The organism is Micromonospora sp. NPDC049497, from assembly GCF_044465805.1.
Classification (GTDB): domain Bacteria; phylum Actinomycetota; class Actinomycetes; order Mycobacteriales; family Micromonosporaceae; genus Micromonospora.
Genome location: NZ_JBITMC010000018.1, coordinates 108,907 through 130,058, shown reverse-complemented (window position 1 = coordinate 130,058; position 21,152 = coordinate 108,907). Strand labels below are relative to the sequence as shown.

At 72.7% G+C, this 21,152-nt stretch carries 22 protein-coding genes; 10 read left to right on the top strand and 12 right to left on the bottom strand.

All coding sequences use genetic code 11. The features are described 5' to 3' along the window. Nucleotides 1-201 precede the first annotated feature (201 nt). From ACIBR0_RS22975 to ACIBR0_RS22965, 3 genes are all read right to left on the bottom strand, one after another. Nucleotides 202-774 (bottom strand): TetR/AcrR family transcriptional regulator, encoded by a 573-nt coding sequence (locus tag ACIBR0_RS22975; RefSeq protein ID WP_396718838.1) that lies wholly within the window; start codon nucleotides 772-774, stop codon nucleotides 202-204. Continuing rightward, nucleotides 767-1,567 (bottom strand): alpha/beta fold hydrolase, encoded by an 801-nt coding sequence (locus ACIBR0_RS22970; RefSeq protein WP_396718836.1) that lies wholly within the window; start codon nucleotides 1,565-1,567, stop codon nucleotides 767-769. The genes ACIBR0_RS22975 and ACIBR0_RS22970 overlap by 8 nt, the downstream gene beginning before the upstream one ends. 112 nt (nucleotides 1,568-1,679) lie before the next feature. Beyond that, nucleotides 1,680-2,600, bottom strand: coding sequence for a proline dehydrogenase family protein (locus ACIBR0_RS22965; RefSeq protein WP_396718834.1), 921 nt, complete (start codon nucleotides 2,598-2,600; stop codon nucleotides 1,680-1,682). Between the two features lie 173 nt (nucleotides 2,601-2,773). Between ACIBR0_RS22965 and ACIBR0_RS22960 the strand changes: the two genes are divergently transcribed. The 3 genes from ACIBR0_RS22960 to ACIBR0_RS22950 are packed head-to-tail and all read left to right on the top strand — an operon-like array spanning nucleotide 2,774 to nucleotide 4,818. Next, nucleotides 2,774-3,049, top strand: coding sequence for a hypothetical protein (locus ACIBR0_RS22960; RefSeq protein WP_396718832.1), 276 nt, complete (start codon nucleotides 2,774-2,776; stop codon nucleotides 3,047-3,049). 1 nt (nucleotide 3,050) lies between these two features. Next, nucleotides 3,051-4,217 carry a glutathionylspermidine synthase family protein gene (locus ACIBR0_RS22955; RefSeq protein WP_396718830.1) on the top strand — a complete coding sequence of 389 codons (1,167 nt, stop codon included), beginning with the start codon at nucleotides 3,051-3,053 and terminating at the stop codon, nucleotides 4,215-4,217. 19 nt (nucleotides 4,218-4,236) lie between these two features. Beyond that, nucleotides 4,237-4,818, top strand: a complete 582-nt coding sequence (locus ACIBR0_RS22950; RefSeq protein ID WP_396718828.1) for a CGNR zinc finger domain-containing protein — start codon at nucleotides 4,237-4,239, stop codon at nucleotides 4,816-4,818. Nucleotides 4,819-4,878: 60 nt separating this feature from the next. Here the strand turns inward: ACIBR0_RS22950 and ACIBR0_RS22945 are convergent, their stop codons facing one another. Next, the gene (locus ACIBR0_RS22945; RefSeq protein ID WP_396718826.1) at nucleotides 4,879-5,685 is read right to left on the bottom strand and encodes a sugar phosphate isomerase/epimerase family protein; all 807 of its coding nucleotides are present in this window, start codon (nucleotides 5,683-5,685) and stop codon (nucleotides 4,879-4,881) included. Between the two features lie 74 nt (nucleotides 5,686-5,759). Next, on the bottom strand, nucleotides 5,760-6,704 hold the full coding sequence (locus ACIBR0_RS22940; RefSeq protein WP_396718824.1) for a Ppx/GppA phosphatase family protein: 945 nt from the start codon (nucleotides 6,702-6,704) through the stop codon (nucleotides 5,760-5,762). Nucleotides 6,705-6,777: 73 nt separating this feature from the next. Here ACIBR0_RS22940 and ACIBR0_RS22935 point away from each other — a divergent pair, with 73 nt between their 5' ends. Next, nucleotides 6,778-7,587 (top strand): hypothetical protein, encoded by an 810-nt coding sequence (locus ACIBR0_RS22935; RefSeq protein ID WP_396718822.1) that lies wholly within the window; start codon nucleotides 6,778-6,780, stop codon nucleotides 7,585-7,587. 380 nt (nucleotides 7,588-7,967) lie between these two features. Here ACIBR0_RS22935 and ACIBR0_RS22930 read toward each other — a convergent pair whose 3' ends face one another. Further along, nucleotides 7,968-8,552, bottom strand: a complete 585-nt coding sequence (locus ACIBR0_RS22930) for a TetR/AcrR family transcriptional regulator (RefSeq protein WP_396718820.1) — start codon at nucleotides 8,550-8,552, stop codon at nucleotides 7,968-7,970. A gap of 105 nt (nucleotides 8,553-8,657) precedes the next feature. On the opposite strand from ACIBR0_RS22930, the gene ACIBR0_RS22925 reads away from it, so the two are divergent. Beyond that, a complete protein-coding gene (locus ACIBR0_RS22925; RefSeq protein WP_396718818.1) occupies nucleotides 8,658-9,317 on the top strand; it encodes an NADPH-dependent F420 reductase in 660 nt (219 codons plus the stop codon). Nucleotides 9,318-9,377: 60 nt separating this feature from the next. Here ACIBR0_RS22925 and ACIBR0_RS22920 read toward each other — a convergent pair whose 3' ends face one another. Continuing rightward, entirely contained in the window at nucleotides 9,378-10,061 is a 684-nt protein-coding gene (locus ACIBR0_RS22920) for a response regulator transcription factor (RefSeq protein ID WP_357032047.1), read from the bottom strand. A gap of 23 nt (nucleotides 10,062-10,084) precedes the next feature. Next, a complete protein-coding gene (locus ACIBR0_RS22915) occupies nucleotides 10,085-11,374 on the bottom strand; it encodes a sensor histidine kinase (RefSeq protein WP_396718816.1) in 1,290 nt (429 codons plus the stop codon). 203 nt (nucleotides 11,375-11,577) lie between these two features. On the opposite strand from ACIBR0_RS22915, the gene phoU reads away from it, so the two are divergent. Beyond that, complete coding sequence (gene phoU, locus ACIBR0_RS22910) at nucleotides 11,578-12,225, top strand: phosphate signaling complex protein PhoU (protein WP_357032053.1); 648 nt, start codon at nucleotides 11,578-11,580, stop codon at nucleotides 12,223-12,225. Nucleotides 12,226-12,304: 79 nt separating this feature from the next. Here the strand turns inward: phoU and ACIBR0_RS22905 are convergent, their stop codons facing one another. Continuing rightward, nucleotides 12,305-13,072: a phosphoglyceromutase gene (locus ACIBR0_RS22905; protein WP_357032056.1), complete on the bottom strand. Its 768-nt coding sequence runs from the start codon at nucleotides 13,070-13,072 to the stop codon at nucleotides 12,305-12,307. A gap of 151 nt (nucleotides 13,073-13,223) precedes the next feature. Here ACIBR0_RS22905 and ACIBR0_RS22900 point away from each other — a divergent pair, with 151 nt between their 5' ends. Further along, nucleotides 13,224-14,573, top strand: coding sequence for an MDR family MFS transporter (locus tag ACIBR0_RS22900; RefSeq protein ID WP_396718813.1), 1,350 nt, complete (start codon nucleotides 13,224-13,226; stop codon nucleotides 14,571-14,573). Between the two features lie 104 nt (nucleotides 14,574-14,677). Then, nucleotides 14,678-15,970 (top strand): MFS transporter, encoded by a 1,293-nt coding sequence (locus ACIBR0_RS22895; protein WP_396718811.1) that lies wholly within the window; start codon nucleotides 14,678-14,680, stop codon nucleotides 15,968-15,970. Between the two features lie 385 nt (nucleotides 15,971-16,355). Here the strand turns inward: ACIBR0_RS22895 and ACIBR0_RS22890 are convergent, their stop codons facing one another. The 3 genes from ACIBR0_RS22890 to mshA all read right to left on the bottom strand — a co-directional run bounded on the left by ACIBR0_RS22890 (nucleotide 16,356) and on the right by mshA (nucleotide 19,453). Next, complete coding sequence (locus ACIBR0_RS22890; RefSeq protein ID WP_396718809.1) at nucleotides 16,356-17,306, bottom strand: hypothetical protein; 951 nt, start codon at nucleotides 17,304-17,306, stop codon at nucleotides 16,356-16,358. A gap of 79 nt (nucleotides 17,307-17,385) precedes the next feature. Beyond that, a complete protein-coding gene (locus ACIBR0_RS22885; protein WP_357030454.1) occupies nucleotides 17,386-17,913 on the bottom strand; it encodes a YbjN domain-containing protein in 528 nt (175 codons plus the stop codon). 115 nt (nucleotides 17,914-18,028) lie between these two features. Then, on the bottom strand, nucleotides 18,029-19,453 hold the full coding sequence (gene mshA / locus ACIBR0_RS22880; protein WP_396718854.1) for a D-inositol-3-phosphate glycosyltransferase: 1,425 nt from the start codon (nucleotides 19,451-19,453) through the stop codon (nucleotides 18,029-18,031). A 95-nt stretch (nucleotides 19,454-19,548) separates the two neighbouring features. On the opposite strand from mshA, the gene ACIBR0_RS22875 reads away from it, so the two are divergent. Together ACIBR0_RS22875 and ACIBR0_RS22870 are read left to right on the top strand one after the other, a co-directional pair. Next, complete coding sequence (locus ACIBR0_RS22875) at nucleotides 19,549-20,316, top strand: SDR family NAD(P)-dependent oxidoreductase (protein WP_396718807.1); 768 nt, start codon at nucleotides 19,549-19,551, stop codon at nucleotides 20,314-20,316. Between the two features lie 55 nt (nucleotides 20,317-20,371). Continuing rightward, complete coding sequence (locus tag ACIBR0_RS22870) at nucleotides 20,372-21,151, top strand: class I SAM-dependent methyltransferase (protein ID WP_396718805.1); 780 nt, start codon at nucleotides 20,372-20,374, stop codon at nucleotides 21,149-21,151. The last annotated feature ends 1 nt before the right edge of the window (nucleotide 21,152 follow it).

Sequence of the window (21,152 nt, the reverse complement as noted above, 5' to 3'; positions counted from 1 at the left end):
TCGCTAGCAGAGTCACCCAAGTGATCACCAACGCCGAACCCTAACGGCAACCAGCCGAACCGATCACCACACACATAGAAGCGTCTTGCACTTTGTGCCTCGGCAAAAGGGGCGAAGGACGCAGATCGGCGGCCGAAAGTGCAAGATCGCGGGAGTGGGGAGGGGGACGGGGCGGGGAGGGGAGGGGAGGGGGCGGGGCGGTCAGTCTTCGCGGGGCCAGGAGCGGTAGGCGGCGTCCACTCCGTCGACCATGCGGTCGAAGGAGCGGTCCACGTCCCGGGGCAGGCCGAACCCGCCCGCCGCCTCCAGCATCACGAAGCCGTGCACGGCTGCGCGGAAGGCACGTACCGCGTCGACGGCCGGCTCGCCGGTCACCCCGTACCCCCGCAGGATGGCGTAGATGACGGTGACCGCCCGCTCCCCTGCGGCCCGGTGCGCGGCGTCGGCCGGGTCCGGCGCACGTTGGGTCGCCGGGTAGCGGCCGGGGTGCCGGCGGGCGTACGCGCGGTAGGCGGCGGCGACGGACCGGAGGGCGTCGACGCCGGCCCGGCCGGCGGCGGCCGTCGTCATCTCGTCGGCGATCTCGGCGGTGGCCAGCGCGGAAAGCTGCTGGTGGAGGGCGTCCGCGCCGCGCACGTGCTTGTAGAGGCTGGGCAGCGCGACGCCGAGCCGGGCGGCCACGGCGGCGAGGGTGAGCCGGTCGAGGCCGACCTCGTCGGCGAGGTCGGCCGCCGCACGGACCACGATCTGCGGGGTGAGGCCGGCCCTAGGCACCGGCGGTCACCGCCAGGAACTCCCCGAGCACGGCGGCGGTGGCGGCCGGCTGGTCGGCGTGCGGGTAGTGACCGGAGTCGCCGATCATGCGGGCCTCGGCGGTGGCGAAGAGGCGCCGCGCGGCGCGGGCCTCGGCACCGGGGTCGGGGAAGTCCGGGTCCTTCGCGCCCATCAGCACCAGCACCGGCTGCCGCACCTCGCGGGCCCGCGCGGTCCAGTGTGGTTCGACCGGCGCGATGACGCCCCGGGTCGCGGCCATCCGGCCGGGTTCGCGCAGGTTGGCGACCATCGCCTTCCGGTACGCGACGTCGTCGGCCGGCCGGGGGCCCGGGAACAGCGAGCGGTGGAACATCCCGAACAGCCGGGGGCTGCGCAGCACCGCGAACTGGGCGAGACGGATCGCCGGGTTCGGCTTCGCCTGCCCGACGAACGCGCCGACCTGCACGATCCCGGCAATCAGGTCGGGCGCGGCGGCAGCGGCGAAGACCACGGCCGCGGCGCTGGACGAGCTGCCGACCAGGGTGGCCGGCCCGCCGCCGAGGTCGCGGACCACGGCGAGCAGGTCCGCACCGACCTCCGCCGGGGCGTACGACGGCCAACCGGCGCTCGACTCGCCGTGCCCCCGGACGTCCACCGAGGCGACCCGGTAGCCGGCCTCCACCAGCAGGGGAACGAGGTGCCGGAACGAGCCCCGGTTCTCCCCCATGCCGTGCGACAGGACCACCAGCGGGCCCTGCCCGTGCACCTCGTACGCGATCCGTCCGGCGTCCCGCCCCACAAAGCTAATCGTCATAGCTCTAAAGCTAATTCCATTAGCCAGATCCGTCAAGGTTACGGAGACGACGGACGGGCCGGCGGCGACAGGCAGAGTCACCGCCGGCCCGTCCGGCCGTCCGAGGTGGTGGTTACTTCTTGGAGATCAGGGCCCGGCCGAAGAAGGTCAGGTTGGCGGGGCGCTCGGCGAGGCGGCGCATGAGGTAGCCGTACCACTCGTCGCCGTACGGGACGTAGGTGCGCACGGTGTAGCCCTCGCCGACCAGGCGGGCCTGCTCCTCGGGCCGGATGCCGTACAGCATCTGGAACTCGAAGCTGTCCGGCCCGCGGTCGAACCAGCGGGCCCGGTCCTCGCCGATGGCGATCAGGCGCGGGTCGTGGGTGGCCAGCATCGGGTAACCCTCGCCGGACATCAGGATGTTCAGGCAGCGGACGTACGACTTGTCCACCTCGCGGGCGGACTGGTACGCCACGGACTCGGGCTCCTTGTACGCGCCCTTGCACAGCCGCACCCGGGACCCGGCCGTCGCCAGCTCGCGGCAGTCCGACTCGGTGCGCCGCAGGTACGCCTGGAGCACGGCACCGGTCGACGGGAAGTCCTTGCGCAGCTTGGCCAGGATGTCGAGGGTCGAGTCGGTGGTGGTGTGGTCCTCCATGTCCAGGGTGACCGTGGTGCCCGCCTCGTCGGCCGCCGCGCAGATCGCCCGCGCGTTGTCGTACGCGAGCTGCTCGTCGAACGCCTGCCCGAGTGCGGACAGCTTCACGCTCACCTCGCCGGCCGGGGTCAGCCCGGCGCCGGAGAGCACGGTCAGCAGCCTCAGGTACTCGTCCCGGATGGCGTTGGCCTGGTCGGGGGTGACGGTGTCCTCGCCGAGGTTGTCGAGGGTGACCGCGAGACCGTCGTCGACGAGTTCGCGGGTCGCGCGCAACGCGTCGTCGGTCTTGGCGCCGGCGACGAACCGGCGGACGACGTCCCGGGTGAACGGGGCCGTCGCGACGAGCCGCTCGACCTGGGATGACCGGGAGGCGGCGAGGATGACGGAACGGAGCATGAACTGAGCGTAACGCCCTCCCCGAGCGCTCCGCCGGGCGGCGGCCGGGTCCGGGCGACGCCTCGTCCCAGGTGTTAGCAGGGGACCCTTTCACCACTCCAGACGATATGAAGGGGCCCTTCCTTGCACGGGTGGGGGACGCGGGAATGGCGTTCATCGGTTACAACCGAGTCGTGACCGCACACCCCCATCGCCGGCTCCGGTCGGCCTCCGTTCAGCTCGGCGCCCTCACCGCGCTGGCGCTGGCCCTCTCCGGCTGCAACATGACCTCCGACGACGACGATGACGACTGCGCGCTCGGGCCGGTGGGGGGTGGCGGCACCGTCGCCCTCGCGCTGCGCGAGCCCGTCCCGGCCGCCGTCCCCGCCGGGGCCGACGACCGGTCCGCCGAGGCGGCGCTGCCGGATCGCGGCGGCTTCGGCACCCACCTCGCCGCCTGCGGCGGCTGAGGTGCGCCGGGAGACGACCACCCCCCGCCCGGACTGGGACGCCACGATCCGCTCGCAGGGCCTGGTGTACGTGGACACCGAGTTGCCCGACGGCGGGATCATGTCGTACTGGGACGAGACCGCGGCGTACGCGTTCGACCTGGACGAGGTGCTCCGGCTCGAGGAGGCCACCGAGGAGCTGCACCGGATGTCGGTGGCCGCCGCCGAGCACGTGGTGGCCCGTGACCGCTACGCCGAGTTCGGCATCCCGGCCTGGGCCGCCGAGGCGGTCGCCCGGTCGCTGCGCGAGGCACCGCCGACCCTCTACGGCCGCTTCGACCTCTGGTACGACGGCACCTGGCCGCCGAAGATGCTGGAGTACAACGCCGACACCCCGACCGCGCTGGTCGAGGCGAGCATCGTGCAGTGGTACTGGCTGGAGGACACCCGCCCCGAGTCGGACCAGTGGAACAGCATCCACGAGCGCCTCGTGGGCGCCTGGGCCAAGATCGGGGCGGGCCTGCACGACCGGCGGGTGCACGTGGTCTGGTCGAGCGAGGAGGAGTCGGGCGAGGACCACATGACCGCCGGCTACCTGGCCGAGACCGCCCGCCAGGCCGGGCTGGACGTGGAGCTGCTGCCGATCCAGGAGATCGGCTGGGACGGCCGGCGGTTCGTCGACGCGGCGGACGCGCCGGTCACCACCTGCTTCAAGCTCTACCCCTGGGAGTGGATGGTCGCCGAGCCGTACGGGCGGCGGGCGCTGGACCCGGGCACCCCGACCACCTGGATCGAGCCGGCGTGGAAACTGCTGCTGTCCAACAAGGCGCTGCTCGCGGTGCTGTGGGAGCTGTATCCGGGGCACGAGTTGCTGCTGCCGGCGTACCTGGACTCGCCCCGGGGCATGTCCGAGTACGTGGCCAAGCCGCTGCTGGGCCGGGAGGGCGGGTCGGTGCGGATCGTCACCGGCGGGACGGAGATCACCAACCCGGGGATCTACGGCGACGAGGGCTGGTGCTACCAGGAGTTCCGGGCGCTGCCCGAGTTCGCCGGCAGCCGCATGGTGCTGGGCAGCTGGATCGTCGACGGTGAGTCGGCGGGCGCCGGGGTGCGGGAGAGCGAGAGCCTGATCACCGACGGCTACGCGCGGTTCCTGCCGCACTACATCGACGCGCCGCGTACGCCGTGAGTCGTCTACCGTTGGGGGCGTGAACTTCGACGCGTACGCCCGGACCGGCGTTGACCTCGTCAATGCCCGCCTGGACGACCTCGACGACCTGCGGGCCCTCTTCCCCGACGCCAGCGAGTGGATGCGGGACGAGGTGTCCGAGCGGGACCTGGCGATCTTCCGGCGGGCGCAGAAGCGCCTGCGCGACGTCTTCGAGTACGGCACGTCCGGGCGGGACGGCCAGGCGGTGACCGAGCTCAACGCGCTGCTGGAGGCGTTCCCGGTGCAGCCGCGCATCTCCGGGCACGACTCCAGCGACTGGCACATGCACGTGACCAGCCGGGGCGCGTCGGTGAGCGCGGAGTACCTGGCAGGCGCGGTCTGGGGCCTGTCGGTCTGGCTCTGCGAGTACGGCAGCGCCCGGTTCGGCGTCTGCGCCGACGAGCGCTGCGGCAACGTCTACCTGGACACCTCGTCGAACTGCTGCCGCCGGTTCTGCTCGGAGCGCTGCGCCACCCGCTCGCACGTGGCCGCCCACCGCGCCCGCAAGCGTGCGGCCGTCGGCGAGCAGGTCGTCGCCGCGCAGGCCGCTCCGGCGGAGTCCCTCAGCCCGGTCAGCTGACGCCCGTCCGACCCGGTCGGCGTCGACGGCGTCGACCGGGTGCGGCGGATCCGGCGCCGGTCAGGCGTCGACCGGGGACGGGGTGCCGAGGTGCTGGCGGGCGAACTCCAAGGCCTCCCGCAGGTCCGCCTCACGGACCGACCGGCTCTTGGCGCCCCGGGTGGAGACCTCCACGGCGACCGAGCCGGTGAAGCCGCGCCAGGCCAGTGAGCGGAGCACCTCGGCGCAGGGCTGGTTGCCCCGCCCCGGCACCAGGTGCTCGTCGCGCCCCTCCCCGGTGCCGTCGCCGAGGTGCACGTGCGCGAGGCCGGTGCCCATGCGGTCGGCCATGACGAGCGAGTCGCTGTGGGACGCCGCACAGTGCGAGAGATCCAGCGTGTACGAGGCGTACCCGGTCGCGGTCGGATCCCAGCCGGGGACGTACGGCACGAACTGCCGGCCGGCCATCCGTACCGGGTACATGTTCTCCACCGGGAAGCGCAGCCCGTCGAAGCGCTCCTCGACCTCTGCCAGCCCTTCGGAGAAGGTGCGCGCGTAGTCCCGCTGCCAGGTGAAGGGCGGGTGCACCACGACGGTGGGCGCGCCCAGCGTCTCGGCCATCTCGGCCGAGCGGCGCAGCCGTTCCCACGGGTCGGGGCTCCAGACCCGCTGGGTGACCAGCAGGCAGGGGGCGTGGACGGAGAGCACCGGCACGCCGTAGTGCTCGGCGAGGCCACGGAGCGCCCCGATGTCCTGGCTGACGGCGTCGGTCCAGACCATCACCTCGACGCCGTCGTAGCCGAGCGCCGCGGCCATCTGGAACGCCGCCGCGGTCCGTTCGGGAAAGACCGAGGACGTGGACAGGAGCACCGGGACGCGGGAAGTCACACCGTCGAGGGTAGCGGGCGCCGCGCGGAGGCATCAGGACGAGTACCCGCAAAGCACCCACACCGCGCGCCAGGTCACACCGGGGCGAGCTGGTCCAGCCGGCTCAGGATCACGCCCTCGCGCAGCGCCCAGGGGCAGATGTCGACGGCGTCGATGTCGAGGCGGCGCATCACCGCCTCGGCGACGACCGCGCCGGCGAGCACCTGGTGGGCGCGGCCCACGCTGACGCCCTCCAACTCGACCAGCTGCGCCGGAGGGATGTGCCGGATGAAGCCGAGCACCTGCCGCAGCCCGGCGCGGGTCAGCTGCCGTCGGGCCCAGAGCCCGGCGCTCGACGGTGCCGCGCCGGCCAGCCGGGCCAGCGTGCGGAACGTCTTGGAGGTGGCGACCGGCCGCTCCCAGCCCACCTCGGTCAGCTTCGTGACGACCGGGTCGAGCAGGTCGTCCACGTACTCGCGCAACTCCTCCACCGCCCGGGCCGACGGCGGCCTCGTGGTGTCCGGAGTGACCCGGAGCCGGTCCCGGGTCAGGCGGCCGGCGCCGAGCGGCAGCGACGCCGCGACGTCCGGGTTCTCGTCGATCCCGGCAGCCAGCTCCAACGAGCCGCCGCCGATGTCGAGCACCAGCAACCGCCCCGCGGACCAGCCGAACCACCGCCGCACCGCGAGGAAGGTCATCCGCGCCTCGTCCGAACCGGAGAGGACCTCCAGGCGTACGCCGGATTCCTCCCGCACCCGCGCGAGCACCTCGCCCGCGTTGGTGGCGTCGCGCACGGCGGACGTGGCGAACGCGATCAGATCGTCCGCCTCCAGGCCGGTGGCCGCCGCCCTGGCCATGCTGACCGCCTTGACCAGGCCGTCGGCGCCCGCCTCGGTGAGCGCGCCGTCCGGGCCGATCTGCTCGGCGAGGCGCAGCACCACCTTCTCCGAGTGCGCCGGCCAGGGGTGCGCGCCCCGGTGGGCGTCGACCACCAGCAGGTGCACCGTGTTGGACCCGACGTCGAGGACTCCCAGTCGCATGCAGAAGACACTAGGGCCAACACGTTTCGTCGGCTCGTCAGCCCGCGAGGGACTCCGCGCGTACGCTGGCCGGGTGACAGGGCAGATCGAACTTCGTGTGCTCGTGGACGACCCGGCGGACCCGCGCAGTCGCGAGGTTGCGCTGGACTTTCCCCGGGAGTGGATCGAGTTCGCGGATCCGGCCGACGAGACGCACGTGGTCCGGGCCGACCTCACCTGGTTGCTGTCCCGCTGGACGTGCATCTTCGCCCGGGGCTGCCACGGCATCGTCGAGGGGCGCGCCCAGGACGGCTGCTGTTCGCACGGCGCGTTCTTCACCGACGCCGACGACGAGAAGCGGGTCCGCTCCGCGGTGCGGCGCCTGACCCCGGCCACCTGGCAGCACCACCGCCGGGGCTTCAAGAACTGGACCGAGGAGGACACGCTCGACGGCAAGGCGTCGGCCCGGCGTACGGCCACGCAGGCCGACGACGGCCCGTGCGTCTTCCTCAACGACGCCGACTTCCCGGCCGGAGGCGGCTGCGCCCTGCACGCGCAGGCGCTGCGCGACGGGGTGCACCCGCTGGAGTACAAGCCGGACGTCTGCTGGCAGTTGCCCGTCCGCCGGGACCAGGAGTGGGTCAAGCGGCCGGACAACACGAAGGTGCTGGTGTCCACGCTGGGTGAGTTCGACCGCCGGGGCTGGGGCGCCGGTGGGCACGACCTGCACTGGTGGTGCACCTCGTCGACCGACGCGCACGTCGGCGCCGACCCGATGTACGTCTCCTACGGGCCCGAGCTGACCGCGCTGATCGGCGCACCCGCGTACGCGAAGCTGGCCGAGCTGTGCGGTGCGCGACTGCGGCAGGGCCAGGTCGCCCCGCACCCCGCCGATCCCGCCTGACCTGCAACGAGCGGAGCGGCTGGATCGTGGTCGCCGGATCTCTCTGACCAACCGTCACGAGGAGTGACGCCGTCGCGAGCGCGCCAAGGCCCCGCCGGCCACTTTGCTCTGCATACCTATACGCGCCAGGCACTCTTCGTGAGGACCCGCGTCGCCGATGCGGACCTTGCTCCTGAACGAAATACCTGTTCAGCTCGATGGTGCGTATAGGCAAGCAGAGCAAAGGGCCGGAGGCGATTCGTGTGTCGCCGCAGGGCACGTCACGGAGCGTCAAACCAGTCGCGAGAGGGGGCTGACTACTTTCAGTGGCCAGCCCGGCCGCACTGATCGACCACACCGGGCGGCGGGCGACCGCTCGAACCACGGCAGGGAGGGGCCGGTCAGGCCAGGGCGGCGTCGACCAGGGCGCGGGCACTGCGCCGGGCGGCCTCCGCGATCGCCGGATCGCCGTCCAGCACGCCGCCGGCCAGGCCACCGTCGAGCAGCAGGGTGAGCTGACGGGCGAGCAGCTCCGGCTCGGGAGCCCCGGCCCGGCGGGCCAGGTCGGTCACCCACGCGCGGACCACCGTCTTGTGCTCGACCGTCCGGGCGTGCACCTCGCTGCCAGCCGGGGACTCGGCGGCGGTGTTGATGAACGCGCACCCGTGGTAGCCCTCCCGCCGGCAGGCGCCGACCAGCGCGTCGAACATCCCGACGAGCTGGTCGCGCGGGTCGTCGCCGGCGTCCCGGGCAGCCGCGCGCAGCGCGCCGAACCACGCCTGGTCGACCTTGTCGAGGTACGCCAGCACCAGGTCGTCCTTGCGGGGAAAGTGCTTGTAGAGGGTGGCCTTGGCGACGCCGGACTCCGCGATCACCGTGTCGACCCCGACCCCGCGTGGCCCGTACGCGTAGAAGAGCCGGAAGGCGGTGTCGAGGATGCGCTCCCGGGCGGAGCCGGCGGGGACGCGGTGCGCGGGCGCGGACATGAGCCCCATCCTACAGACGGGTCTGTCCAGTAGACAGACCTGTCTGTTAGTCTCGCTGCATCAGCGCGCGGCGGCTCGCGCGAACACCGGACGAACGGAAGAGACATGCGCATCGCGGTACTCGGCACCGGCATGGTGGGTCGGGCGATCGCCGCCCGCGCGGCCGAACTCGGCCACCAGGTCACCATCGGCACCCGCGACGTGGCGGCGACCCGCGACCGGGGCGGCGACCACGCCGCATGGGCGGCCCAGCACCCGGAGGTCGGCCTGGCCAGGTACGCCGACGCCACCGCGGACGCCGACCTGGTGGTCAACGCCACCACCGGCGACGGCTCACTGCCCGCCCTGACCGCGGCTGGCGAGGACAACCTGGCCGGCAAGGTCCTGCTGGACATCGCCAACCCGCTCGACTTCTCCGCGGGCTTCCCGCCCACCCTGTCGGTGCTCAACACCGACTCTCTCGGCGAGCGGATCCAGCGCGCGTTCCCGCGGCTCAAGGTGGTCAAGGCGCTCAACACCCTGACCGCCGACCTGATGGTCCACCCCCGCCAGCTCGCCGACGGCGACCACACCGTGTTCGTCTCCGGCGACGACGAGGGCGCCAAGAAGACGGTGACCGAACTGCTCACCAGCTTCGGGCACACCGACGTGATCGACCTGGGCGACATCTCGACCGCCCGGGGCACCGAGATGCTGCTGCCGATCTGGCTGCGCCTCTACGGCCGCCTCGGCACCGGCATCTTCAACGTCAAGATCGTGCGCTGACACGACCAGGGACGAGAGGGGATCGCGCGATCGGCGCGGGCCCCTCTCGCGTACGTCAGGTCACGGCTCGAACTTGTAGCCCAGGCCCCGGACGGTGACGATGAAGCGCGGCGCGGACGGCTCCGGCTCGATCTTCGAGCGCAACCGCTTGACGTGCACGTCCAGGGTCTTGGTGTCGCCGACGTAGTCGGCCCCCCAGACCCGGTCGATGAGCTGGCCCCGGGTGAGCACCCGGCCGGCGTTGCGCAGCAGCAGCTCCAGCAGCTCGAACTCCTTGAGCGGCAGTTGGACTGCGGCGCCGTCCACCGTCACCACGTGGCGCTCGATGTCCATCCGCACCGGCCCGGCGGCCAGGGTCGGCGCACCTGACTCGGCCACCTCGGCGCTCTGCCGACGCAGCACCGCCCGGATCCGGGCGACCAGCTCACGCGGCGAGTAGGGCTTGGTGACGTAGTCGTCGGCCCCGATCTCCAGACCGACCACCTTGTCGATCTCGCTGTCCCGGGCGGTGACCATGATGATCGGCACGTGCGAGCGCTGCCGGAGCTGGCGGCACACCTCCGTGCCCGACATCTCGGGCAGCATCAGGTCGAGCAGCACGATGTCGGCGCCGGTCCGGTCGAACTCGGTGAGAGCGGAGGGCCCCGTCGCGGCGACGGACACCTCGAAGCCCTCCTTGCGGAGCATGTACGACAGGGCGTCGGAGAATGACTCCTCGTCCTCGACCACCAGAACGCGGCTCAACGGGGATTTCCTTTCCATTGCTGTCAGACCTGCCGGAGCCCGGCCGGACCGGCTTCGATCCCAGCGGAGGGCAGTGTCGCCAGGAGGTCGTCCGGCGGACGGGCGGGCAGCCGGAGGGTGAACGTCGACCCACCACCAAGAGTGCTCGACACCTCGACCCTTCCGCCATGGTTGCTGGCGATGTGCTTGACGATGGCGAGGCCGAGGCCCGTCCCGCCGGTGGACCGGGACCGTGCCTGGTCGGCGCGGTAGAAACGCTCGAAGATCCGGTCCACGTCGGTCGGGGCGATGCCGATGCCCTGGTCGGTGACGGCGATCGTGACGTGCTCGCCCTCGGCTCGCGCGGTGATCCGGACCGTGGTGTCCTCGCCCGAGTAGTTCACGGCGTTCTCGACCAGGTTCGCCACCGCCGTGGCGAGCTGGGTGTCACTGCCGTACACGGTAAGCCCCCGCTCGACGTCGACGACCACGTCGATCCGGCGGGCGCTGGCGCTGGTGCGCGTACGGTCGACGACCTCGGCGAGCACCCAGTCCACCGCCACCGGCTCCGGGGCGGGCTGCGGCTCGGCCCCCTGGAGCCGGGTCAGCTCCAGCAACTCCTGCACCAACCGCCCCAGCCGGGTCGACTCGTGCTGGATCCGCTCGGCGAACCGGCGGGCGGCGACCAGGTCCTCGGAGAGGTCCGGCTGCCCCTCGCCGGCCGGCTCGGTGGCGTCCAGCAGCGCCTCGGCGAGCAGTTGCAGAGCGCCGATCGGGGTCTTCAGCTCGTGGCTGACGTTGGCCACGAAGTCACGCCGCACCCGGGCCAGCCGGTGCGACTCGGTCACGTCGGCCGCCTCCACCGCGATGTAGCCGCCCCCCAGCCCCATGGCCCGCAGGTGCACCCCGAGCGGGTTCTCACCGGCGTTGTCGCGGCCCCGCGGCAGGTCCAGCTCGATCTCGCGGCGCACGCCGGTGCGGCGGACCTGCCCGGCGAGCGTACGGATCAGCGGGTGGGCGATCATCGAGCCCGGTGTCGCGCCGGTGCGGAGCAGCCCCATCGCCCGTGCGGCCGGGTTGACCACGAGAGGCACGTCGTCGGGGTCGAGCACGACGACACCCGCCCGGAGCGAGTCGATCGTCCGGCGACCGAGCCCGGACTGCGGATCCTCGGCGATCGCGCGCCTCCCTGCGTTCCAGAGGAAGCCGGACCGGCGGCTCCCCGTTCCGGTGGTGCGGCCACGCAGTGCCGGAAGCCACCGGGACAGCAGCACCCCGGCCGCCAGCCCGGCCACCACACCCACGGCCACCGCGACCGTCACCGCCCAGTCCACCCGGCGATCGTAGGGTCATTGTTAACCTGGCTACCGCCCAGAACGGGACGAACCACTCTCGCTTCCGGGAATGTTCACTGTCACGTCCGGCGTCGTTCACCGTGGTTAATCTCCGGTCCGCCCGCCCGGCCTACCGTGGGCTGCGCACCTGCTCCCACCCGTCGGCCTCCTCGGCCGGCGACCACCGACCACAGGACGTGACCATGCGCGACGAGTTCCGGGCCGATCTGCAGATCGTCAGCCAACTGCTGGTGGACATGGCGGAGGGGGTCCGGGCCGCGATGCGGAACGCCACCCGCGCCCTGCTCACCGCCGACCGGCAGGCTGCCGAGTCGGTCATCGAACGGGACGCCGAGATCGACGGCCTCTACCGGGACGTCGAGGAGCGGGTCTGCGACCTGCTCGCCCGCCAGGCCCCGGTCGCCTCCGACCTGCGCGCGATGATCACCGCGCTGCACGTCGCCGCCGACCTCGAGCGGATGGGCGACCTGGCCGACCACGTCGCGAAGACCGCGCTGCGGCGGCACCCCTCGCCGGCCGTGCCGGCCGAGCTGCGGCCGATCTTCACCGACATGGCGAACATCGCCGACGGGATGGGCGGCAAGATCGCATCGGTCCTGGCCAAGCCCGACGCCGACCTCGCCGCCGAGCTGGACCGCGACGACGACACGATGGACGACCTGCACAAGAGCCTGTTCGGGGTGCTGCTCGGCGACGACTGGCCGTACGGGGTGGAGACGGCGATCGACGCCACGCTGCTCGGCCGCTTCTACGAGCGGTTCGCCGACCACGCGGTGAACGCCGGCGAGCACGTCGTCTACCTGATCACCGGCGAGGCCCCCGCCAGCTGAGGTGAAAGGAAGGGCCCCCTGTTAACGCCTGGTGCATAAAAGGGGGCCCTTCCTAACGTTCTGCGGCGCCGGCGGTCCGTCAGCGGCCCTGGTTGGCCACCGCGGCGGCGGCGGCCTTGGCGGCGGCCGGGTCGAGGTAGGTGCCACCCAGCGTGAGCGGGCGCAGCTGCGGGTCCAGGTCGTAGCGCAGCGGGATGCCGGTCGGGATGTTCAGCTTGGCGATCGCCTCGTCGCTGATCTGGTCCAGGTGCTTGACCAGCGCCCGCAGCGAGTTGCCGTGGGCGGCCAGCAACACGGTCCGGCCGGCCAGGATGTCCGGCACGATCGAGTCGTACCAGTACGGCAGCATCCGCTCGACGACGTCTTTCAGACACTCGGTCCGGGGCATCAGCTCGGTCGGCAGCAGCGCGTACCGCGGGTCGCCGACCTGGGAGAACTCGTCGTTGTCGTCGATCGGCGGCGGCGGGGTGTCGTACGAGCGGCGCCAGAGCATGAACTGCTCCTCGCCGTACTCCTCCAGGGTCTGCTTCTTGTTCTTGCCCTGCAGCGCGCCGTAGTGCCGCTCGTTGAGCCGCCACGACCGCCGCACCGCGATCCAGTGGCGGTCGGCGGCGTTCAGCGCCAGCTCAGCGGTGCGGATCGCGCGCCGCATGACGCTCGTGTGCACGACGTCCGGCATCAGGCTGTGCTCGCGGAGCAGTTCGCCGCCGCGCCGCGCCTCGTTCTCGCCCTTCTCGGTCAGGTCGACGTCGACCCAGCCGGTGAAGAGGTTCTTCGCGTTCCAGTCACTCTCGCCGTGCCGCAGCAGGACCAGCGTCCCGACGGTGGGCCCTTCGCTCGCAGTCATGCCGATCATCCTGCCCCAACCCGACACCGGCTACGCGGGAAGGGTGGTGACGACCACCACGTGGAAAATCCGGTGACCACGACTCTCGCCGTTCACTAGGTTGTAAGGCGCTGTGATCATGCCGGTCATTACGGGGAGCGGGGGCGCCGACGTGCGGACGATGCGGGGTTGGTTCCAGGACACCACCGGAGGGTTACCGAAAATCTTCTGGTACCTCTGGGCCGGCACCCTGATCAACCGCCTGGGCTCGTTCGTCCTGGTCTTCCTCGCCATCTACCTCACCCTGGAGCGCGGCTTCTCCGCCACCCAGGCCGGCCTGGTGCTGGGCCTGTGGGGTGTCGGCGGCGCCATCGGCACCACCGTCGGCGGCACCCTGACCGACCGGTGGGGCCGGCGGCCGACCCTGCTCACCGCCCACCTCGGCGCGGCCACCATGATGCTCGCCCTCGGCTTCGCCCGGCCGCTCTGGGCGGTGGCGCTCGGCGCGTTCCTGCTCGGCACGTTCGCCGAGGCCGCGCGGCCGGCGTTCGGCGCCATGATGATCGACGTGGTCCCGGAGAAGGACCGGCTGCGCGCGTTCTCCCTGAACTACTGGGCGATCAACCTCGGGTTCGCCTGCGCGGCCATCCTGGCCGGCCTGGCCGCCGAGGTCGGCTACCTGCTGCTCTTCGCGGTCGACGCGGCCACCACGCTGGCCACCGCGCTGATCATCTTCTTCCGGGTCGGGGAGACCCGCCGGGCCAGCACCACCGCCGCCCGCAAGGGCGGCCCGGCGCCCGCCGGGGCCCTGCGCACGATCCTGGCCGACCGGGTGTTCCTGGGCTTCGTCGTGCTCAACCTGTTCTCCGCGCTGGTGTTCCTCCAGCACATCTCGATGCTGCCGATCGCGATGGGCGAGTCCGGGCTCTCCCCGGCCACCTACGGCTCGGTCATCGCCCTCAACGGCATCCTGATCGTGGCCGGCCAACTCTTCGTACCCCGGCTCATCCGCGGCCGGAGCCGGTCGCACGTGCTCGCCCTGGCCGCGGTCGTCATGGGCGTCGGCTTCGGCCTCACCGCCTTCGCCGAGACCGCCTGGTTCTACGGCGTGACGGTGCTGATCTGGACCCTCGGCGAGATGCTCAACTCGCCCTCCAACGCGACCCTCATCGCCGAGTTGTCCCCCGCCGCGCTGCGCGGTCGCTACCAGGGCACCTTCTCGCTGTCCTGGCAGGTCGCCGGTGCCACGGCGCCGGTCCTCGGCGGCCTGGTGCGCGAACAGAGCGGCAACGCCACGCTCTGGCTGGGCTGCGCGGCGGTCGGCGGCCTGGTGGCGGTGGCGCACCTGGTCTCCGGGCCGGCCCGCGAACGACGGGCCACCGCCCTGCGTACGACCACCGCGCCCCTCGTCCCGGCGGTCGCCCTCGACCTGCCGGCACCGGAGGCCGCCGAGGCGGCGGCCACCGCACCGGCCGAGCCCCTGCCGGCCACCCGCCCCTCCCCCGCCACGATCGGTCAGTGAGCCCGGGACCCGTGTGGTGACGCGGGACACCCTGGCGCTCGGAGGGTTGGGCTTCCTACCGTCGGGAATCGATCGGTTAGGAAACTGAACTGTCTGGGGGACGGGTGCGGAGCCTGCGGCACTGGTGGGACGACACCGCCGGCGGGTTGCCCGCCACCTTCTGGTACCTCTGGGCCGGCCTGCTGATCAACCGGGCCGGCGCGTTCGCCATGCTCTTCCTGTCGCTCTACCTGACCGAGGCACGCGGGGCGTCCGAGTCGCTGGCCGGGACGGTGGTCGGGGCGTACGGGATCGGCGGGGCGGCCGGGGTGCTGCTCGGGGGCGTACTGGCCGACCGGTGGGGCCGGCGGGCCACGCTGCTGGCCGCGCACCTGGTCACCTCGGGGTTGATGGTCGCGCTCGCGTTCAGTCGGCACCTGGTGGTGATCGCGGTCCTCGCCGCCCTGGTCGGGATGGCCCACTCGATGCCGAGCCCCGCCTTCGTCGCGGCGATCGTCGACGTGGTGCCCGAGCGACGCCGCTCGCGCGCCTTCAACCTCCAGTTCTGGGCGTTCAACCTGGGCATGGCGGTCGCCTCCCTGCTGGCCGGCCTGTTGGCCGAGGCGAGCTTCGTGGCCCTGTTCCTGGTGGACGCGGCGGCGACGCTGGCCGCCGCCGTGGTGATCGCTCTCAAGGTGCCGGAGACGCTGCCCGGTGGCCGTGGCCGCCTGAGGATCAGCGCCCGGCGCACGGTACGGGTCCGGAATGCGGACGGTGTCCGGCCGCCGGGGCTGCGCACCGCGTTGACCGACCGCACCTTCCTGACCTTCGTCGGGCTGACCCTCGTGCTGGCGGTCCTGACCCTCCAGACGTCCACGATCATGCCGCTGGCGATGCGGGACGACGGGTTGCGTCCGTCGGCGTACGGCGCGGTGGTGGCGCTCGGCGGCGTGCTGATCGTGCTCGGGCAGCTCTTCGTGCCCCGGCTGATCGACGGGCACCGCAGGGACCGGGTGCTGGCCGTCTCCACGGCGCTGCTCGGTGTCGGCTTCACCGCCCTGGCGTTCGCCGACGCGCTGGCGGTCTACCTCGCCGCGGCGGTGGTCTGGACGGTCGGTCAGATGCTCGCCGCGCCGCCCAACGCGCAGATCAACGCCGACCTGGCACCGCCGGAGCTGCGTGCCCGCTACCAGTCGGTCTTCTACCTGGCCTTCCCGGTGGCGTCGTTCGTGGCGCCCACCCTGGGCGGCGTCAGCCTCCAGTACCTCGGCGAGCGGCACTGGCTCATCGTCGGCGGGCTGGGGTTCCTCGCCGCCGTCGGCCACCTGGTCACCGGTCCCGCCCGCGAGCGCCGCGTGGCCGCCCGGCGCCGAGCCACGACGGACATCCGGGAGCCCGCCCTGGCCGGCGAGAACTGACGCCGGCCGGACATGCGAAACGCCCACCACGACCCAGGTCGTGACGGGCGTCCGCACCGTATGACCGGCGGCGGCGGGCGGCACTCACCCCCGTAAGCGTCGCCCGCTCGCGCCGCCGGTCCCAACAGGTGGCCACCGTCCCCCAACGGTGTTGGTCCACCCGTCCCCCGCACCCCGCTCGTGCACGGATCTGATCGATCCCCCGCTCCCCCGAACGGTTCCGAGCGTGGCGCGGTGCAATAAAGTTAGTTCGCCCGGGATTACGGATTCAACCTGACTGGGTGTCTCGCCGGTCACAGCACCGGGTGGTCCGGCACCTCTGTCGCCGTATGTCGGGCTCGTCTGTGGCCAACAGCGCTTACCCGTCGACCATTCCCGCAAACACTCAGGCGTCCTCCCGGTCGGGTGACTCGGTGCGGAAGAAGTTGCTCTGCCGGCCGTTGCGCAGCTGCTCCTGGTAGATGAGGTTCAGCTTCCGCTGGTCGAAGGTCCCGAACCACTCGTCCCAGGTGATCTCCCGGATCCGGCTGCTCTCGCGGTAACCGGGCATGTTGAAGGTGAGCACGCCGGCCCGGCCCTCCCGCTCGGTGCCGCTGATCGTCGCCGGGATGGCGCCACGCTCCTGCGCCCAGCGCCGGATCACGTCGTGGTTGGTGGTGACCAGGCTCCGGCCCGGCCGCTCCGGACGATCCTCCGGCGACGAGATGGCCTGCGACGACCGGACCGACCGGGACGTGCTCCGGCCGGCGCGCGCACCGCCGGCTGCCGCCGTACCGCCGCCCGTCGCGCGGGCCCGCGACGGTGTCGCCGCCTTCTTCGCGGGCGCCGCCCTGGCGGTGGTCGTCTTCCGGGCCGGCGCGGCCTTCCGGGCCGGGGCCGTCTTCGCGGGCCCGGCCGCCTTCTTCGCCGCCGCCTTCTTCGTGGCGGCCTTCTTCGCCGGCGCGGTCTTGTTCGCGGGGGCCGCCTTCGCCCGGCTCGGCGCGGCGGCCTTCTTCGCGGCGGCCTTCTTCGTGGCCGCCTTCTTCGTCGTGGCGGCACGACCGGCCGACGCGCGGGTCCCGCCGGCACGCCCGGCGGGGCCGGTGGCCTTCCGCCCCGCCCCGCCGCGCTGCTCCGCCCGCAGGGTCCGCACGAGCTGCTTCACCAGTTCCGGTTTCCGCAGGGCGGAGGTGCCGGAGACACCGTGCCGGCGCAACTGACCCCGGAGCTCGTCGACCTTCATCCGGGAGATCGCGGACTCGGAGATGTCCGGCGTGTTCGCCGTCTGGTTGCCCGCCTGCTGTTTCGTCCTGGTCGCAGTCCCGCCGCGACCTGAGCTGCTTCGCTGCTGAGCCATGGGACGCTCACGCTCCTCGACAGTCCGTCCTCGGCGCGCGGCGGGTCCCAGTGCCGCACCGCGCGGTGCGGCATACCCGTCAGGACCGGTCCGAACCTCCGCCCGCCGACCCGGTCGACGGTTCGAAGAGGTGAGCGAAGGCGGCGAGGTTGGCGGTGGACTCGCCGCGCTTGACCCGCCACTCCCACTCCCGGCGGATCGAGCTTCCGAAGCCGATCTCCAGCATCGTGTCGAACGACTCGTCGGCGTACGTGAGGACGGCACCGAGCAGGCGGTCCAGCTCCTCGGCGTCGACCCCCGCCGGGTTCACCCGCCCGGTCAGGTAGACGTCACCCACCGCGTCGATGGAGAACGAGACCCCGTACATGCGGGCGTTGCGCTGGAGCAGCCACGCCCACAGCTCCTCGCGCCGCTCGTCCGGCTGGCGCATCACGAACGCCTCGACCCGCAGCGCGTGCTCGCCGACGATCAGGTTGCAGACCGTCTTCAACTTGTGGGTCCCCGGCAGAGTGACCGCGTACGACCCCGGCCCGGTGGACTCCCAGGCCAGCTCCCGCTCGTCGCAGACCGACTCGATCAGGGCCGCAAGATCAGTCTTCCCGCTCATCGCACCCACTCTACGGCCGCCGCCGCCCGGCCACCGGACGGCCGGTCTGGTGCGGGTGTTAAGCAGGGACCCTTCCTCTACCGGAGGCGTTAAGAGGGGGCCCTTCCTTACACCCTCACCAGGCGCAGCCGGCGAGTTCCGAGGCGAGTCGGGTGCGGTGCCCGGCGACCGCCTCGCCGTACACGGCGAGCAGGCCGGAGACCGTACGGTCCCAGGAGAAGTTGCGGGCGTGCCGCTCCGCCCCCCGGGCCAGCTCGGCGCGGCGGGCCCGGTCGGGCAGCAGGCGACCGAGCGTACGGGCCCAGTCGACCGGGTCGTGGCCGTCGACCAGGACGCCGCTGGCCTCGTCCCGCACCGCGGTCACCAGACCGCCCACGGCGGCGGCCACCACCGGCGTACCGCAGGCCTGGGCCTCCAGGGCGACCAGGCCGAAGCTCTCGTTGTACGACGGAACCGCGACCAGGTCCGCCGCCCGGTACAGGGCGGGCAGGTCGTCGCCGGTGAGCGGCGGCAGGAAACGCACCCGGTCGGCGACCCCCAGGGAGGAGGCGAGCTCCATCAGGGCGGTCGGCCGGTCGAGCCCGCTGCCACTCGGGCCGCCGCACACGACCACCGTGAGGTCCTCGGCGAGCGCCGGAGCCCGGTTGCGCAGCGCCGCGACCGCCCGGATCAGCACGTCGGGCGCCTTCAGCGGCTGGATCCGGCCGACGAAGGCCACCACGTGGCCGGTCTCCGGCAGTCCGAGCCGGCGGCGCGCGACGACCCGGGCCCGCTCCCGGTCACCGGGCGCGGGGCGGAAGCGGTCCAGGTCCACCCCCGGCTCGACCACGGCGACCCGGGTCGGGTCGGCGTCGTACCGCTCGATGAGGTCTCCGGCCTCCACCTTGGTGTTGGCGACCAGCCGGTCCGCCTCGGCGACGACCTGTTCCTCGCCGATGACGCGGGCCTTCGGCTCGGGCCGGTCGCCGGCCGCGAGCTGCGCGTTCTTCACCTTGGCGAGGGTGTGCGCGGTGTGCACCAGCGGTACGCCCCAGCGCTCCTTGGCCAGCCAGCCGACCTGACCGGAGAGCCAGTAGTGGGAGTGGATCAGGTCGTAGTGGCCCGGCGGGCGGGACGCCTCGGCCCGCAGCACCCCGGCGGTGAACGCGCAGAGCTGGCCGGGCAGCTCCTCCTTGGTCAACCCTTCGAGGGGACCGGAGGTGATGTGCCGGACCTGCACGCCGGGTGCCATCTCGACCACCGGGGGCAGGTCACCGGACGTGGCCCGGGTGAAGATGTCGACCTCCACGCCGGCCTGGGCGAGCCGGCGCGCGACCTCCAGGATGTACACGTTCATCCCGCCGGCGTCCCCGGTGCCCGGCTGGTGCAGGGGACTGGTGTGCACCGACAGGGTGGCGATGCGGCGGGGGCGGGGCCACGGCTGCGCACCTCGCTGACGACCGACACCGGTGTGCATCTCCGCCACGTCCGCTCCCTCTGTCACGGTTGTTGCCGTCCGCACGACCGGCGCTTCTCGGTCAACCTCCACGCCGGGTGTCATCTTCCCCATCGGGCATCGGTAATACCTCGGGGCGGGTCCCCGGCGTGACGGACCTCATCACGCCGGCGGGTCCCGTCCGGGGTGAGAATGACCGGATGACCTCTGTCGCCGTCGTCACCGGAGCGTCCAGCGGGATCGGTGCGGCCACCGCCCGCCGCCTCGCCGCCGAGGGTTTCCACGTGCTTGCCGCCGCCCGGCGTACCGAGAGACTGGCCGCGCTGGTCGCGGAGATCGAGGCCGCCGGTGGCGCGGCCACCGCGGTGGCCTGCGACGTGACCTCCGACGAGTCGGTGGCCGGGCTGGCGGCGGCGGCCCGGGCCGTGCCGGGTGAGGTCACGCTGCTGGTCAACAACGCCGGCGGCGCGCGGGGCCTCGACCCGGTGGAGACCGGGTCGGTCGGTGACTGGCAGTGGATGTACGACGTGAACGTGCTCGGCACCCTGCGTGTCACCCAGGCGCTGCTGCCCGCGCTGGAGGCGTCCGGCGCCGGCACCATCGTGGTCGTCTCCTCTACCGCCGGCTTCACCGTGTACGAGGGCGGGGGCGGCTACGCCGCCGCCAAGCACGCGCAGACGGCGGTGGCCGGCACGCTGCGGCTGGAGCTGTGCGGCCGTCCGGTCCGGGTGGTCGAGATCGACCCCGGCATGGTGCGGACGGACGAGTTCGCGCTGGTCCGCTTCGACGGCGACGCCGAGCGCGCGGCGGGCGTCTACGCCGGGGTGGCCGAGCCGCTGGTCGCCGACGACGTGGCGGACTGCGTCGCCTGGTGCGCGACCCGGCCGCACCACGTCAACGTGGACCGTCTGGTCGTCCGCCCGCTCGCGCAGGCCGCGCAGCACAAGGTCCACCGGGTGGGACAGTGAAGCGCGAGGAGTGAGCCGGGTCTGCCAGCCCCGCAGTCGAACGGAGGTGACCGTAATGAAGCCGGTCGGCGCGGTCACCCGGGGGACGACCAACCCGAACCGGCTCCGCCGGGTGGACAACTGGATCGTCGAGACCTGCGGCGACGCGCTGCGCGCCGCCGCCGACCCTCTGGTGGTCGACCTCGGTTACGGCGCCTCCCCGGTCACCGCCGTGGAGCTGCGCGCCCGGCTGGCGACCGCGGTCCGCGCCGACGTCCGGGTGGTCGGCCTGGAGATCGATCCGGTACGCGTCGCCGCCGCCCTGCCCGCCGCCGACCCGCCCGGCCTCGCCTTCGCCCGGGGCGGCTTCGAGCTGGCCGGGCTCCGCCCCGCGCTGGTCCGTGCCTTCAACGTGCTGCGGCAGTACGACGAGAGCGAGGCCGGGGCGGCGTGGCGGACCATCACCGCCGGACTCGCACCGGGCGGACTGCTGGTCGAGGGGACCTGCGACGAGCTGGGCCGCCTCGGCGGGTGGGTGCTGCTCGACACCTCGGGGCCACGCACGCTGACCCTCGCCGCGAAGCTGACCACGTTGGAGAGCCCCGGTCAGCTCGCGGAGCGGCTGCCGAAGGCGCTGATCCACCGCAACGTGCCCGGGGAACGGATCCACGATCTCCTACGCGCCCTGGACGACGCCTGGCACGCCGCCGCGGGCTACGCCCCCTTCGGCCCCCGCCAGCGCTGGCTACGCACCGTGACGGCCGTCCGCGAGTCCGGCTGGCCCGTCCTGGACGGCCCCCGCCGCTGGCGCCACGGCGAACTCACCGTCCCCTGGCCTTCCGTAACCCCGACCTGAC

Coding starts and splice junctions, on each gene's coding strand:
- ACIBR0_RS22970 (WP_396718836.1), bottom strand. CDS start 1,567: ATGACGATTAGCTTTGTGGGGCGGGACGCCGGACGGATCGCGTACGAG.
- ACIBR0_RS22965 (WP_396718834.1), bottom strand. CDS start 2,600: ATGCTCCGTTCCGTCATCCTCGCCGCCTCCCGGTCATCCCAGGTCGAG.
- ACIBR0_RS22940 (WP_396718824.1), bottom strand. CDS start 6,704: ATGCGACTGGGAGTCCTCGACGTCGGGTCCAACACGGTGCACCTGCTG.
- ACIBR0_RS22930 (WP_396718820.1), bottom strand. CDS start 8,552: ATGTCCGCGCCCGCGCACCGCGTCCCCGCCGGCTCCGCCCGGGAGCGC.
- ACIBR0_RS22925 (WP_396718818.1), top strand. CDS start 8,658: ATGCGCATCGCGGTACTCGGCACCGGCATGGTGGGTCGGGCGATCGCC.
- phoU (WP_357032053.1), top strand. CDS start 11,578: ATGCGCGACGAGTTCCGGGCCGATCTGCAGATCGTCAGCCAACTGCTG.
- ACIBR0_RS22905 (WP_357032056.1), bottom strand. CDS start 13,072: ATGACTGCGAGCGAAGGGCCCACCGTCGGGACGCTGGTCCTGCTGCGG.
- ACIBR0_RS22890 (WP_396718809.1), bottom strand. CDS start 17,306: ATGGCTCAGCAGCGAAGCAGCTCAGGTCGCGGCGGGACTGCGACCAGG.
- ACIBR0_RS22885 (WP_357030454.1), bottom strand. CDS start 17,913: ATGAGCGGGAAGACTGATCTTGCGGCCCTGATCGAGTCGGTCTGCGAC.
- mshA (WP_396718854.1), bottom strand. CDS start 19,453: ATGACACCCGGCGTGGAGGTTGACCGAGAAGCGCCGGTCGTGCGGACG.
- ACIBR0_RS22875 (WP_396718807.1), top strand. CDS start 19,549: ATGACCTCTGTCGCCGTCGTCACCGGAGCGTCCAGCGGGATCGGTGCG.
- ACIBR0_RS22870 (WP_396718805.1), top strand. CDS start 20,372: ATGAAGCCGGTCGGCGCGGTCACCCGGGGGACGACCAACCCGAACCGG.